We start from the raw sequence: 14,904 nt of genomic DNA on the forward strand, positions 1-14,904 counted from the left end.
TATCTTCATACTAATACGATCCGACTTGTTTGGCAATTCTTTTTTCGTGCGCATATAGTAGGAGTGAAACGGAGGTGTCGGCATGAACCCGATGGACGGATTCAAAAGCCTTGCAGGTCTCAACGACCAGCTGCGCCAGATGTTCGGCCCGCAGTTTTTCCAGAACATGATGAAACAGATGCCACAAGACGAGTTAAAGACCTACCACAACATGGACTGGGAACAGATGTTCAACAAGCAACTGTTCGAGAACAAAGCGTTGGAGTACCCGCGCATCGATATCTATGAAACCCAGCAAGAAGTGGTCGCGATCGTCGAGGTGCCAGGGATTGAATCGGCACAGGCCGTCAAGTTGAACATCAAGTCAGACTCGCTCACCCTCTCCGGCTCGCTGTCTGGGCGTTTCAAAACGATCAAGGAGGACCGTTTCTACCTAAACGAGCGCTTCCGAGGCACGTTTGAGCGCACCGTTACCCTCCCCGCCCGCGTGCGCCCGCAACAAGCGCGCGCGATCTACAAAAACGGCCTGCTGGAAATCCGCATCCTGAAAACAGGCGGACGCCCTCCCCAAAGCAAGGGACGCACCGTACCGATCAGCTTTGGCTGAACGCAGAAAAGAGGAGATTGGCCGGTGCGGCCAACCTCCTCTTTTTACGTCCACATGCCTTCGTCGTTGATCTGCTCGTCATCGGGCACCGTCTTCTCCACACCGATCTCGCCGCGCTCGAACGCTTCGTGAAACCAATAGGCGAGCGAATCGACCGCATCGGAGACCGGCAGTTGTTCGGCCTTCACGTCATTCAGAATTTGAAAAATGTGCTCGACCGATTCTGCGTGTAGGTTCTGCATCTACGCATCCCTCCTTACAGCTCTAGTGTTTCCCAGTTTTCGGGAAACTAAAAAAAGAAGCGTTCACAGTGGAACGCTTCCCAAGCGTATTCTCTATAGAGAACGCTTGCCTTTTACTCAGCAGCGTGGAAACTTACGTTTTTCATCGGGGTAAACGTCGAGATCGCATGTTTGTAGACCATCTGTTGCTTGCCTTCCGACTCCACGATGATTGTGAAGTTGTCGAATGCTTTTACGACACCACGAATTTGGAACCCGTTCACGAGGTAAATGATCACCGGGATGTTGTCCTTGCGAATCTGGTTCAGGAAGTGATCTTGGATATTGATCTGTTGTTTGTTCAAGGTATTTACCCCCATATCTTTATTCTATTGGATTATATTCGAACCGCTACTATGAAATTCCTGCTCGCAAGTAGTCAATCGTTTCGAAACGAGTGGGAAAAGTTGTCTCTTGTGAGTCAAACCAGTGGATGTCGGTTTCCCGACGCCACCACGAAAGTTGACGCTTGGCGTAGCGACGCGACCCTTGTTTGACCGCGTCGGTCGCTTCCTCCAGCGTCAAGCGACCTTCCAAGTAATCAAGAATCTCCTTGTACCCGATTCCTTGCATGCTTTGCAGATCGCGCGAGTACCCCTTGGCGAGCAGGGCTTGGACTTCCTCGATCAGACCTTGCTCCAGCATCAGATCGACGCGGCGGTTGATGCGATCGTACAGCACCGCGCGGTCGGTGAGATTCAAGCCGACGACGAGCGCATCGTACTTCGGTTCCGGCGGTTGTTCCGCATACGCTTGCGACATCGGCTTGCCAGTCGTCTCGTACACTTCCAAGGCACGGATGATCCGCTTGACGTCGTTGGGGTGCAGACGCGCTGCTGTCGTGGGGTCGATGTCATGCAATTGCTTATGTAGAAACTCTCCACCCTGCTCGTCCGCAACTGCTTGCAGCCGAGCGCGAAACTCGAAATCAGCAGAAGCTTCGGTGAAGTCGAGGTGGTTGGTGAGCGACTTGACGTACAGCATCGTGCCTCCGACGACGATCGGCAACTTGCCGCGCGCATGGATGTCACGGATGACAGGGTCGGCATACGCTTGAAACTCTGCGACGGTGAAGGGTTGGTCAGGGTCGATCAGATCAAGCCCATAGTGCGGGATGCCCTCCATCTCCTCCTGCGTGACCTTCGCCGTCCCGATGTCCATGCCACGGTAGATCTGCATGGAGTCGGCGGAGAGAATTTCTCCGTTGTAGTGCTTGGCACATGCGATGGAAAACGCCGTCTTGCCCACGGCGGTCGGGCCGACGAGGATGAGGACGGGCGGTTTGTCCGTCTGGTTCATGAACCATCTCCTCCTTCCAAGTCGATGACACCGTAATTGATCGATCCGGTTGATTTTTTCGGGATATGAAACCCGAGGCGGGCAAATTCCTTGGAGTACCAGCGTTCCTTCAGCACGATGCGGCGCCGAGCGACGCGACGGGCTTCGAGAATCGCTTCCTCCGACAAGGGTCGATCGTCACCGAGATGGCGCAACGGCTCGATCGACTGCGTTCTCTCCACGGTGCGGCGGAACATCGGATCGAAATAGATCACATCGACCGAGTTGTCCGGCTGGGCTCGCAGGTAGTCGAGGTGGTCGACACAGAGTACTTCGACGTGGCGCATCGCTGTGTTGACCGCTTGGGTGTCAACGCTGAGTTCTTGCAAGCCGCGCCTGACCAGCAATGCGATCACCGCAGACGATTCGAGGCCGATCACACGCCCCTCTGCACCGACAGCGTGTGCGAACACGATGGTATCAGAACCGAGGCCGAGCGTACAGTCGAGCACGGTGTCGCCCGGACGCACTCCGGCGCGTTCAATCACTATGTCATTCTCGCCACTTTTCAGCCGCTTGATTCTTGTATTTGCCATCGATGGATGGAAAAAAAACTCCTGATCTTCCACATACAGCGTTACGCGTTCGGTGCAGACCAACACCTCGTCCACGCCGTAGTCTGCGCGCAACGTGTCAATTCCGCGCTTTTTGCGAAGTATGTAGGGAACTCCCAGCTCCTGAGCGTAGGACTGGGCGAGTTCCACGTATGCGGGCGTCGGCTTGTTGCCGGTGGTGACGATGAGGTTGCGGGATTGCGTCATGCTCTACATCACCCTCTTGAATTGCTTCTCCAAGTCGTAGTTCGACATGTGGATGATGATCGGGCGGCCATGTGGACAAGTGAACGGGTTGTCCAGTTCACGCAGTTGGTCACACAGCGCGACCATCTCCGGCATGGAGAGCCAGTGGTTGGCTTTGATCGCCGACTTGCAGGCTTTGGTGATCACTTTGCCCTCGATGAGGCGGCGCGGGTCGGGCGTTGCCCCCTCTTGCAGGAGTTCGTCGATCAACTCTTGCAGCAGTCCCTGCGTCTCCAACCCTTCCCAGATGTCTGGCACCGAGCGGATCAGGAACGTGGTGCCGCCGAACTGTTCCACTTCAATCTGGCAATCGGCGAGATCGTCGATGCGCTGTTGAAGCAGTGCCGATTCAGAGGCGGTCAGTTCGACCGTCAGCGGGACGAGCAAGGGCAAGGGTTGAATCTGGCGGTCGGCGAGCTTTTTGTTGAATTTCTCGTACAGCACTTTTTCGTGCGCGGCGTGTTGGTCGATGATGAACAGGCCCGTGTCGTCTTGGGCGATCACGTACATCCCCAACGCTTGAGCCACCGGTCGAAACTGTGGCAAGTTCGATCGCGCCGAGAGTTCAGGTGCCGGGCTTGCCACGACCTGCGGGGCTTCTGCCTGCGGAGTTTCCACTACCTCTTCTACACGTGGGGTCGCCTCCCCTTTTTCGTAGATCGACATGGCGGCGTCGACCTGTTGGCGAACAGGGGCTTCACGGCGTTCCTCGCGGCGGTGGGTCGGTTGGTACGCACTGGGCGTCTCGCGAACGACTGCTCCCCCGTTGGGCAGCGGGTCTTTGAACTTCGGCCCGTTGATCCCAGGGCTTGGGGCACGCGTCGCTGGCGAGAATCCGGTTGCGGTTGCGGTCGCGGGAGCCTTGGGTACTTCCGCTGGCTGGTTCGGCATCGCGAGGTCGAACGCAGCCTGTTGCGTTTTTTCCTTCGGCTGCGCGGCAATCGACTTGGCGGTGGCTTTGGGGATGAACGTCTGTTGTTGCAACGCCTGCTCCACCGCTTGTTGCACCGCGTTCGTCACATCGCGCTCCTCGGAGAAACGGACTTCCAACTTCTGCGGATGCACGTTGACGTCGACCAGACTCGGGTCGAGCTCCAGCGCGATCACACAGACCGGATAGCGGTTGATCGGCAAGCGCGTGTGATACGCCGCTTGCACCGCGTTCAACAGTTGGTAGCTTTTCACATAGCGTCCGTTGACAAAAAACGAACAGTGGTTGCGATTCGCCCGGTTCAATTCCGGGAATCCAACCGCGCCCACGATCTTGTAGTCATAGTCTGACCATTCGATCGGCAACATCTGCCGCGCCACATCATTGCCGTAGATCGCCGCGATGGAGTGCAACAACTCCCCATCCCCCGGCGACTGCACCAACTGCCGGCCGTTGTGATACAGCGTAAACGAAATCGTCGGGTGCGCCAACGACAGCCGGTTCACATAGTCGAGCATGTGGTGTAACTCCGTCTGGATCGTGCGCAAGTATTTCAAGCGGGCAGGCGTGTTGAAAAAAAGGTCCCGAACTGCAAATTCGGTCCCTTTCTTGGCCGCTACCACACCATGTGTGAGCACTTGCCCGCCCTCGATTTTGACGAGGGTTCCTTCGTTGGCTTCAGCCGTGCGAGTCTTGATCTCGACCTTCGAGACCGATGCGATCGACGGCAACGCCTCCCCGCGAAACCCAAGTGTACGGATGCGGAACAGGTCTTTCTCAGAGCGAATCTTCGAAGTTGCGTGGCGTTCGAATGCGAGCAGAGCATCCTCGCGTTCCATGCCGATGCCGTTGTCTGAGACTTTGATCAGATCGAGACCCCCGTTTTCAATCTCGATCACGATCTCAGTGCTCCCGGCGTCGATGGCGTTCTCCAGCAACTCCTTGATCACGGCGGCGGGACGTTCGACGACCTCCCCTGCCGCGATCTTGTTGGCGAGCAGGTCGCTGAGGATCTGAATCTTGCCCATCCTCACTCACCCCGCGCTTTCTGGTGCAGTTGGTAGAGCAGAGTCATCGCATCCAGCGGGGTCAAGCGCATCACATCGAGCTTGCGCAGTTCTTCGACCACCGGATGATCTGCAGCGTCGAACAGCGAGAGTTGCGCCGACGGTGCCGCTACGGCCACCGGCGTTTTTTCCACGACAGGTTCGTAAGTGGCTGCCGTCTCGCGGACGATGACGGGTGCGTGGGTTGGTTCCGGGTAGCGGTGGCTCACGTCTTGCACACCGTGCCCGCCCTGCTCCAGTTCGACCAAGATCTCGCGGGCCCGCGTCAGCACTTCCTGCGGGAGACCGGCGAGCTTGGCGACTTGGATCCCGTAACTGCGGTCGGCCGCTTGCGGGATGATCTTGCGCAGGAACACGATGCTGTCATCCTGCTCCTGCACGTGCGTCGAAAAGTGCTTCACACCTGCAAAAGACTCCGTGAACGTCGTCAGCTCATGGTAGTGGGTGGCAAACAGTGTCTTCGCCCCCACTTTCGGGCTCTGGTGCAGGAACTCCACCACCGCCTGCGCGATCGAGATGCCGTCAAAGGTCGAGGTTCCACGCCCGATCTCATCGAGGATGATCAGGCTGCGCGGTGTGGCATGGTGCAGGATGTTCGCCAACTCGACCATCTCGACCATGAACGTCGACTGCCCGCCCGCCAGATCGTCGCTCGCCCCGATGCGCGTAAACACGCGATCGACGATCCCGATCTCTGCACGATCTGCTGGCACGTAGCACCCCATCTGCGCGAGGAGCACGATCAAAGCGACTTGGCGCATGTAGGTTGATTTCCCGGCCATGTTCGGGCCGGTGATCAGCGCGATCTGCTGGTCGGAAGTGTTCAGCAGCGAGTCGTTCGCCACGAACGGCTCGCCTTTTAACATCGCCTCGACGACCGGGTGACGACCTTCTACGATCTGGAGACGGTCGTCGGTGTTGATTTGTGGGCGCTTGTAGCGGCGGCGGATCGAGACGGTCGCGAAGGATTGCAAGACGTCGACGGTCGCAATCGCTTCTGCCGCCGCTTGGATCTGACTGAGCACTTCACCGACCGCGTCGCGGACTTGGACGAACAGCTGGTATTCGAGATCGACCATCTTGTCCTCCGCTTCGAGAATCAGGGCTTCCCTCTCCTTCAAACCCGGCGTGACGTAGCGTTCCCCGTTGGTCAGCGTCTGCTTGCGCTCGTAGGTGGCAGGGACGTTGGCGACGTTCGATTTGGAGACTTCAATATAGTAGCCAAAGACTTTGTTGAAGCCGACCTTCAGCGACCGAATTCCGGTCGCTTCGCGCTCCTGCTGTTCCAGCTCCGCCAGCCAGCGCTTGCCGTCTCGGCTGGCACTTTTCAACGTGTCGAGGTAGTCGTCAAACCCATCGCGAATCACGCCGCCGTCCTTGATGGAAACCGGGGGCTCGTCCACGATGGCACGCTCGATCAGGTCGACGATCTCGTCAAAGTTGCCGACCTGCGCCCCGAGCTGTTGAAGCAGCGGTGCTTGGGCGCTCTCCAAGCGGCCTTTTAAACTGGGCAACACGGCGAGCGACGAACCGATCGCTTGCAGGTCGCGGGCGTTGGCTGAGCCGTAGGAGACGCGGGCGACGAGGCGTTCAAGGTCATACACCGCATCGAGCAGTTGGCGAATGTCATCGCGCAGCAGGAGGTTTTTGTAGAGGTCTTCTACCGCATCGAGGCGCTCCTCGATGCGAAGTTTGTTCGCCAACGGGCGCTCGACATAGCGGCGCAACAGACGGCCGCCCATCGCGGTGACCGTCTCGTCGAGCAAGCCAAGCAGCGAGCCGTGCTTGCCTTTGTCGCGCAACGTCTCGACCAGTTCGAGGTTGCGGCGCGAGAACGAGTCGATCGTCATGTACTCGTCGCTGGTGATGTAGGCAGGCATTTTCAGATGGTGCAGATTGCGCTTCTGTGTAACGTCGAGGTAGGCGAGCAACATCCCCGCCGCCGAGAGCGAGAGCGCGCGGTTGGCGAGGCCGAACGAATCGACGGAGATCACGCCGTAGTGGCTCAGCAGAACTTCGGAGGCGCGGGCGAGGTTGTGCGATTTTTCCAGACCTTCTGTGAGCACGCAGGCGAGCAGGTCGCGCAACGTCAGCGCGTAGGACGCGCTTTTTTCTCCAAACGGCACGATGATTTCAGCCGGTTGATGGCGGAGCATCTCATCGAGCATTTTCTGCTCGCTATCGTGTTCCACGACGAGAATTTCCCCGGTCGACAGGTCGCAAAAAGACAACCCGTACACATCGTCGCGCAAGACGACAGCGGCGAGGTAGTTGTTGGCTTTGGCTTGTAGACCTTTTTGCTCCATGACCGTGCCCGGCGTGACGACGCGCACGATCTCGCGGCGCACGATGCCCTTGTGGGCACCCGCTTCCTCGGTCTGTTCGCAGATCGCGACTTTGTAGCCCTTTTCAACGAGGCGCAGGACGTAGCCCTCGGCGGAATGATGCGGCACGCCGCACATCGGAGTCCGTTCGTCACCGCCAGCACCGCCGTTGGCACGCCCGGTTAGCGTGATCTCCAATTCGCGAGCTGCGGTGACCGCATCCTCCATGAACAGTTCATAAAAGTCGCCCAGTCGGAAGAACAGGAGCGCATCGGGAACCTGCGCCTTGGTCGCCAAGTATTGTTCCATCATCGGTGTAAGTCGTGCCATTCGTTAACTTCCTCCGCTCTAGTTTGCTAATCGGTCTTCATTATAACAAATCTAAGGTGAGTCGTCCGCTTTTTTGCGTGTACCTGTTGTATCGAATCGAAAAAATCCCTCCCCACGCTCTACGTGGGGAGGGATTTTTCTCCAAATCAGCTACACAACGACGCAGCGTCTCCGTCGCAACTCGTGGCTTTGTCACAACCCTCTGCCGGGCAACCACAGCAGCCGCCCTCGCTCTCAGGTGCGATCAGGTCGAGGCGGTCGGACAAGGTGGCGGCGAGGATTTTGGTGATATGGGTGATCACGTCAGAGAGGTTCTCCTGTGCGATCGAGAAGCGGCGAACGACATCGAGCGATTCCAGACGGTCGAGAACTCCCTCGACGTCCTCTCCGGTGGCTTGCTTGGTTTGGACCTCGCCGATCAGCGTCTGGGCTTCTCCGTGGCTTTGCAGGTCGTGCTCCGCTTGGCGGAAGATCGACATCTCCAGCGACCGGGTCAGCATGTCTCCGATCTGGCGGGCTTTTTCTTCAATAACGGGTGCGATGGTACTCATACGGCCGGGACCTCCTCGTTGACCCGTTCGCCGTTGAGCGTCCAGGTCTTAGCTTCGATGACTTTGACATTGATGAATTGCCCGATCAGATCCTTGGAACCCTGCACGTGCAGGAGCTTGTTGGAATCGGTGCGGGTTTGGAGCACGTCTGGGTTGTTTTTCGACTCGCTCTCGACGAGCACGCGGAGGACTTGTCCTTCGAGCTTTTTGTTCTGCTCCAGCGAGATGCGGTCTTGCAGTTCGTTGAGGCGGCGCAGGCGGCTTTTTTTCTCCTCGTCGCTGACATCATCCGGCAGGCGGATCGCCGGGGTGTCGGCGCGCGGCGAGTAGATGAACATAAACGCACTGTCGTAGCGGACGCTCTCGATCAGCGAGAGCGTGTCTTGGAATTGCTCCTCGGTCTCGCCAGGGAAGCCGACGATCAAGTCAGTGGACAGCGTGACGTTGGGGATCTTCGCCTTCACGCGGTCGATCAGCTCCAAGTATTCCTCGCGGGTGTAGCCGCGCTTCATCCGCCGCAGGACTTGTGAGTTTCCAGATTGCGCCGGGAGATGCACCCACTTCGGGATGTTGTCGTGGCGAGCGATCGTGTCGATCATTTTGTCCGTGAAGTTCCACGGGTTGGAGGTGGTGAAGCGGATGCGCTCCAAGCCCTCCACTCGCGCGGCGGCGTCCAGCAGGTCGGCAAAGTCGACGTGACCAAGGTCGATGCCATAGTCGTTGACGTTTTGTCCGAGCAGCGTGACTTCCTTGTAGCCCTCGGCTGCGAGTTCACGCAGTTCAGCGAGGATGTCCTCCGGCAGACGGGAGCGCTCAGCCCCACGCGTGAACGGAACGATGCAGTAGGTGCAGAACTTGTTGCACCCATACTGGATGTTCACCCACGCGCGGATCTTGTCCTTGCGCAGTTTCGGGAGATTCTCGATCGTCGCGTCCGACTTGTCCCAGACTTCAAAGATCGTCTCCTTCGTATCCTGCGCTTGCTCGATCAGCTCAGGGAGCTGGTGGATGTTGTGCGTGCCGAACACGATGTCGACGTGCGGGTGCTTCTCTTGGATTTTTTGGCGCACGACAGCTTCCTGTGCCATGCAGCCGCAGAGCCCGATCATCAAGTTCGGATTCTTCGCTTTCATCGGCTTGAGCGTGCCGATGTGACCGAAAACTTTGTCCTCTGCATTTTCACGCACGGCGCAGGTGTTGTAGAGCACGAAGTCAGCATCCTCAAGCACTGCTGCCGGCCTGTAGCCCATCTCTTCAAGCATCCCAGACATGATCTCGGTGTCGTGTTCGTTCATCTGGCAGCCGTGGGTACGAATGATGTACGTTTTGCCTTCGCCGATGCGACCGACATCCTTCGCGACCGCTCGGTAGTCCACGCGGTTGCGCTCCGTGATCGTCGGACGATGCGCGTCGGCGGCGTGCTGGTCGAGGTCATCTATGTGGATAAAGCCTTCGTTGTTGGAGGTGGTCATACGATGCTGTCTCCTCTCTTACAAAATGCCTATCTTGCATTATATCGAATGAGGACACAGATATCTAGAGATGTTTCCAACCCGACGCAGTTTCGTCAAAAAGTGAATTTCGGCTTGTGCGTTTTTGCAAACTTTGTTGCTTTTTCTTTTGCAAGTCGCCCAACCCTCCGCTCATATGTTACTTCCAACAACACGACTCTGTTGCTCCTGAGGAGGAACGATCACGATGGCGGGGCTGCCGCTGGCGTTTGCGCTGTTGTTCATCGGCTTGCTGTGGTGTGTCTATCAATTGGCCCGCAATGAGATCGGCAACGAATAAAAAGCTGAATCCGCCCCCAAGGGTGGATTCAGCTCTTTTTCCACTCACACGCTCGCATCACTTGTAATGCCCGCCGATCTTGCCCGCCCGCTGAAGCGCCTGCCCAGCCGCCGTCAGCGAGGTGGCGCGGAGCACGGCGGTCTTGCCAAATCGGTCTTGGAGATTGTCGAGCGTATACGCCAAGCGTCGCTCGCGCTCCCAATCGCGGAACAAATCGAGTTGCTGCACCGTGTCGTCGACCAAGTTGTCGATCGAAACCCCGATCGAACGCACCGGGGATCCGTTCCAATGCTGGTGGAACAGTTTGCGCGCCGCTTCGTACAGGTCACGTGTCAAGTTCGTCGCCTCTGACATCGTGAACTGGCGAGAAAAACCGCCCATGAAGCCCTTGTACCCGCACATGATGTTGATCGTGCGCCCGCGCTTTTGCATCCGGCGCAGACGGCGTCCGACCTCCTCGGCCAGCTCTAGGATCACAACTTCAACCTCCTGCGCCGACTCATAGTCGCGCGGCAGGGTCATCATATGCCCGCAGCCCTTCATGTCCTTCGCAAACGTGTTCGGTGTCACCGGGCTGTAGTCGATGCCGTTCGCGGAGAGATGGAAGACTTCCCCCATCACCCCGAAGCGTTTCTTCAATAGATGTAGCGGGTAGTTCGCCAGATCGCCAATCGTCACCAAGCCCCGGCTGTGGAAGTGCTTCTCCATCCGCGAGCCCACCCCGAACAACTCACGCACCGGCAGCGGATGCATCTCCCGCTCGATGTCCTCCGCCTTCCATTCGTGGATGCCTTCGGGAGCTTTCTTGGCCATCGTGTCACAGCAGACTTTCGCGGCGAGCTTGTTGTAGGAGATGCCGACCGAGCAGACCACGCCCGTCTCCTCACGCACCAGCTCGCGAAACTTGCGCGCCACTTCCCACGGGCCGCCCCACAGCTTCTCCGTGCCGGTCACATCGAGAAACAGCTCATCGATCGAGAACACCTCGACCTGCGGCGTGAAGCGCTTGGCGATCTCCATGATCCGCAGCGAGACCTCCACGTAGGTTTCCATGCGCGGACGCACGAGGATCGCCTGCGGGCACTTCTGCCGCACTTCCCAGACCGGGTCGACCGTCTTGATCCCAAATGCCTTCGCCTCGCGACTCGCCGCCAGCACGATGCCGCTGCGCCGCTCTGGATCACCGCAGATCACGACCGGCTTGCCACGCCACCCTGGGTTCTGCGCTTGCTCAACACTCGCGTAAAACGAGTTCATATCCACCAGCAGAATCTGCCGCTTATCCGTTAAACCATATCGTGTCATGTCCTAACCTCCACTTAAAAGAGAACATTCGTTCCTGTATTATTGTCTACAGTATATGCGAACATATGTTTCTTATGCAAGCAAAAAAAAAGCTATTGCTCCCAGAGCAACAGCTTGTTTTATATTAAGACCCCAATCTTTTAAACTGCACAGGCAGTGTCCGTGGCGGAATCTGGCGCTGTTCATCATGGTAGACATAGACTCCGAGCAGGTATAAGCCTGCCATCGCGACCAGCGCCACGCCATCGACCCACTGTCCGTAAAAACCCACGAGGTTCATCGGATGGGCGAACATCGACACCCAGCCGGAGAGCACCAGCAGCAGGCGCGTATCCCACGCCGTCGCATGCAAGAATTTGTACAACAAAAAAGCGAACGCCGGTCCGTGGATGCACACCATGTGCCAAAGCGCCTCCCGGAACCTCCGCTCGCGGCGAAACCCGCGCGCCTGTTGATATCCTAGCCACCCCATCGACATCGCCGCCCCCGTGCCGCAAACGATCGTCGCCACGTCGAGCGTGATCATCGCCCCGGACGACGTGCCGAGGAATCGCCACACGAGGTAAGGTACGGCGAGGATTTTTATCAAGATAAACAGGACGATGATGACCTGTGCAGTGCCTGCACGAACCAACAGTCTCCAAGTGCTCACTGGGCGATCCCCCTTTGTCCACTTCTGTACATCCTATTCGTTCACGCCACGCGGTAGACGTTCGAAAGGTCTAAAGTCAAAAAATCGCGATAAGGTATAGTACAGAAGAACTGGGAAGGGGAACCTGCACATGGGAGAAACAGACTATGAACGCCTCGTCCGCGACTTGCTCGACCTCAACGTGAAACTCGCCAAAGGGCTGGCGGAAGCGATGACACTTTTGCAGCCACACGAGCGCCTGATCGTCGCCGAAGCGATGAAGTCGGGATAAAAAAAGACACGGCCGCCCGCGCGACCGTGTCTTTTTTACGTGTATGCCCTTTCAGAAAACGCTTACAAACAAAAAAGTGCCTGACCGAGACGTCCCCCGGTCAGGCCAAGTATGATAGGAGTGGAGAGAAACCAGAACTAAAGCTTACAACTACATATTAATCGAACAACCGGTTGGTTGTCAATATAATTATCAGAGATTTTGAAAAAGTTCTGCAAAGCCAGGGAACGACACGTCCACCGACTCCCAATCGCGGATCGTGGTCGCTCCGTTCGCCACCAAGGCCGCGACCGCCATCGACATCGCGATGCGGTGGTCGTGATGCGTCTCGATGACCGCACCGCCCTGCAACTGCGCGCCGCCGTGAATGCGCAGACCGTCCTCCAGTTCCTCGACGATCGCGCCGAACTTGCGCAGTTCGTTGGCCGTGGTCGCGATGCGGTTCGACTCCTTGACCTTCAACTCCGCCGCATCACGAATCTCCGTCACACCCTCCGCTTGCGTCGCCGCCACCGCCAGCACTGGCACCTCGTCGATCAGGCGCGGAATGATCGCACCGCGCACTGTGGTCGCCCGCAACCGACTGCCGCGCACGCGCAGGTCCGCCACCGGCTCACCGCCCGCTTGGCGCTCATTTACGACCTCGATCTGCGCGCCCATGTCCAGCAACACGTCGAGAATCCCCGTGCGCGTCGGATTCAAGCCAACGCCACGGATCGTCACATCCGAACCTGGCACGATCGCTGCCGCCACCAGCAGGAACGCCGCAGACGAGATGTCACCCGGCACCTCGATATCGGTCGCCGTCAGACGCGAACCGCCTTGAACCGTGATGTAGCCTTCACGATCCTCCACCACTACGCCAAACGCCTGCAACATGCGCTCCGTATGGTCGCGCGACGGCTCCGGTTCGCGAACACCAGTCGCGCCCTCCGCAAACAATCCCGCCAACAGGATGCCCGATTTGACTTGAGCACTCGCCACCGGGGAATCGTACCGAAACGCCTGCAGTCCTCCGCCGCGCACAGACAGCGGAGCCAAACGCCCGCCGTCACGCCCCTCGATGCGTGCGCCCATCTCGCGCAAAGGCCCTGCGACTCGGCCCATCGGACGCTTGCGAATCGAGGCATCGCCCGTCACCGTGCAATGGAACGACTGTCCGGCGAGGATGCCCAGCATCAGCCGAGCTGTCGTCCCAGAATTGCCCACATCGAGCACATCGGTCGGCTCCTGCAGCCCGTCGAGGCCCACACCGTGTACCGATAGTTCAGTTGGCGAGTGTTGCTCGATCTGCACGCCGAGCTTGCGGAAACAATCGACGGTGCTCAGGCAGTCCGCCCCTGGCAAAAAGCCGGTGACGCGCGTCACGCCATCTGCCAACGCGCCAAACATCACCGCACGGTGGGAGATCGACTTGTCGCCCGGCACCGACACCTCTCCGGTCAAACGGGTGACCGGCTGGATTTGTTTGTCCATATCCAACATCCTCTCTCTAGAAAAACGGCTAGTCGCGGAAGTACACGTGGAATCCGTTGACCAACAGGACATGCGCCCCTTGCTCCATGTCCCGCTTGCTGCGGAACGACAGCAGGACTTGGCCATTGTCCTCCTCGCGGCTTTCGATCAAGCCCACGCCATTCAAGTTGATGCTGTGGATGCCCATCAAGGTCGCCACTTTGCCAATCGTGCCCGGCTCGTCGGCCGCATCGATGGAAATCTCATACACGGAGCGCACCGCCCCGCGCAACTTGGTCGGCAACGCATCTCGAAACGCCGATGCGTCATGGAAAAAGGTCTGAAGACCTCGCCCCTCTGTCTCCTCTAGCTTGTGCAACAACCCCGCGATACCACTCTGCCAATCTTGAAGCAAGTCGCGGATCACATCCCGGTTGCTCAGCACGATGTCGCGCCACATCTGGGCATTGCCAGATGCGATCCGCGTCACATCACGGAAACCGCCAGCCGCCAGCTTGGTGTACAAATCGCCATGCTCCGGGTGATCGGAGAGGCGCATCACTTGGTCGACCAACTGGGCGGCGATGATGTGCGGGACATGCGAGATCGCCGCCACGACCCGGTCGTGCAACGCAGGCTCCAGCACCAGCACTTGTGCCCGCACAGACTCGATTGCGGCAGCCAATTTGGCAAAAGCCGCCTCGTCCGCATCCGGCGGCGGTGTCAACACATACACAGCGTTCTCAAACAACCGCGCAGTGGCCGCCTTCACACCCGACTTCTCAGAACCCGCCATCGGATGCCCGCCGATGAAGTGCACACCCGGCGGCAACTGTTGCGCCGCTTGCGTGCAGACTTCAACCTTGGTGCTGCAGACGTCGGTGACGATACAGCCTTTTTTCAAAGGCAGTGTCGCCAGTTCCGCGAGCAGGTCGCATGTCTGGCGCACTGGCGCGGCAAATACGATCAGGTCCGCGTCCTGCACCGCGTCGCGCAACTCTTCGTGCGCTTCGTCTACCACCCCAAGTTCGATGGCGAACTGGCAGGACGACGGGTTGGAATCGACAGCAGCGAGTTCCCGCACCGCCCCGTTTTCACGCAGGGCGAGCGCGAGTGAACCGCCGATCAAACCACAGCCGACGATCACCGCTTTTTCAAACAGCGGCTGTTGCTCGGCAACGACCTTTTGCATCGCGGGCCG

At 58.3% G+C, this 14,904-nt stretch carries 14 protein-coding genes; 2 read left to right on the plus strand and 12 right to left on the minus strand.

Going from position 1 to position 14,904, the window contains the following annotated elements:
• Window positions 1-82 precede the first annotated feature (82 nt).
• Window positions 83-607: an Hsp20/alpha crystallin family protein gene (locus C7459_RS18645; protein WP_109690795.1), complete on the plus strand. Its 525-nt coding sequence runs from the start codon at window positions 83-85 to the stop codon at window positions 605-607.
• Window positions 608-651: 44 nt separating this feature from the next.
• Here C7459_RS18645 and C7459_RS18650 read toward each other — a convergent pair whose 3' ends face one another.
• From C7459_RS18650 to C7459_RS18695, 10 genes are all read right to left on the minus strand, one after another.
• The gene (locus C7459_RS18650; protein WP_109690796.1) at window positions 652-849 is read right to left on the minus strand and encodes a hypothetical protein; all 198 of its coding nucleotides are present in this window, start codon (window positions 847-849) and stop codon (window positions 652-654) included.
• A 113-nt stretch (window positions 850-962) separates the two neighbouring features.
• Window positions 963-1,193, minus strand: coding sequence for an RNA chaperone Hfq (gene hfq / locus C7459_RS18655; RefSeq protein WP_038094535.1), 231 nt, complete (start codon window positions 1,191-1,193; stop codon window positions 963-965).
• Window positions 1,194-1,242: 49 nt separating this feature from the next.
• Complete coding sequence (miaA, locus tag C7459_RS18660; protein WP_109690797.1) at window positions 1,243-2,187, minus strand: tRNA (adenosine(37)-N6)-dimethylallyltransferase MiaA; 945 nt, start codon at window positions 2,185-2,187, stop codon at window positions 1,243-1,245.
• Window positions 2,184-2,987 (minus strand): class I SAM-dependent methyltransferase, encoded by an 804-nt coding sequence (locus tag C7459_RS18665; RefSeq protein WP_109690798.1) that lies wholly within the window; start codon window positions 2,985-2,987, stop codon window positions 2,184-2,186. Before C7459_RS18665 ends, miaA begins: the two co-directional genes overlap by 4 nt.
• A gap of 3 nt (window positions 2,988-2,990) precedes the next feature.
• Entirely contained in the window at window positions 2,991-4,985 is a 1,995-nt protein-coding gene (mutL, locus tag C7459_RS18670) for a DNA mismatch repair endonuclease MutL (RefSeq protein WP_109690799.1), read from the minus strand.
• A 2-nt stretch (window positions 4,986-4,987) separates the two neighbouring features.
• The gene (gene mutS / locus C7459_RS18675; RefSeq protein ID WP_109690800.1) at window positions 4,988-7,678 is read right to left on the minus strand and encodes a DNA mismatch repair protein MutS; all 2,691 of its coding nucleotides are present in this window, start codon (window positions 7,676-7,678) and stop codon (window positions 4,988-4,990) included.
• Window positions 7,679-7,824: 146 nt separating this feature from the next.
• The gene (locus C7459_RS18680) at window positions 7,825-8,229 is read right to left on the minus strand and encodes a YlbF/YmcA family competence regulator (RefSeq protein WP_109690801.1); all 405 of its coding nucleotides are present in this window, start codon (window positions 8,227-8,229) and stop codon (window positions 7,825-7,827) included.
• Window positions 8,226-9,701 (minus strand): tRNA (N6-isopentenyl adenosine(37)-C2)-methylthiotransferase MiaB, encoded by a 1,476-nt coding sequence (miaB, locus tag C7459_RS18685; RefSeq protein WP_109690802.1) that lies wholly within the window; start codon window positions 9,699-9,701, stop codon window positions 8,226-8,228. The genes C7459_RS18680 and miaB overlap by 4 nt, the downstream gene beginning before the upstream one ends.
• Window positions 9,702-10,077: 376 nt before the next feature.
• Window positions 10,078-11,325: a DNA polymerase IV gene (locus C7459_RS18690; RefSeq protein WP_109690803.1), complete on the minus strand. Its 1,248-nt coding sequence runs from the start codon at window positions 11,323-11,325 to the stop codon at window positions 10,078-10,080.
• Window positions 11,326-11,449: 124 nt separating this feature from the next.
• Complete coding sequence (locus C7459_RS18695) at window positions 11,450-11,977, minus strand: hypothetical protein (RefSeq protein WP_109690804.1); 528 nt, start codon at window positions 11,975-11,977, stop codon at window positions 11,450-11,452.
• Window positions 11,978-12,107: 130 nt separating this feature from the next.
• On the opposite strand from C7459_RS18695, the gene C7459_RS23495 reads away from it, so the two are divergent.
• Entirely contained in the window at window positions 12,108-12,248 is a 141-nt protein-coding gene (locus C7459_RS23495) for a hypothetical protein (protein WP_170119554.1), read from the plus strand.
• 192 nt (window positions 12,249-12,440) lie between these two features.
• On the opposite strand, the gene aroA is transcribed toward C7459_RS23495, so the two are convergent.
• Window positions 12,441-13,724: a 3-phosphoshikimate 1-carboxyvinyltransferase gene (gene aroA / locus C7459_RS18700; protein ID WP_211320425.1), complete on the minus strand. Its 1,284-nt coding sequence runs from the start codon at window positions 13,722-13,724 to the stop codon at window positions 12,441-12,443.
• Window positions 13,725-13,752: 28 nt separating this feature from the next.
• Window positions 13,753-14,895, minus strand: coding sequence for a prephenate dehydrogenase (locus C7459_RS18705; protein WP_109690855.1), 1,143 nt, complete (start codon window positions 14,893-14,895; stop codon window positions 13,753-13,755).
• Between the last annotated feature and the right edge of the window lie 9 nt (window positions 14,896-14,904).

The sequence above is a fragment of the Tumebacillus permanentifrigoris genome (genome assembly GCF_003148565.1).
Taxonomy (GTDB): Bacteria; Bacillota; Bacilli; order Tumebacillales; family Tumebacillaceae; genus Tumebacillus; species Tumebacillus permanentifrigoris.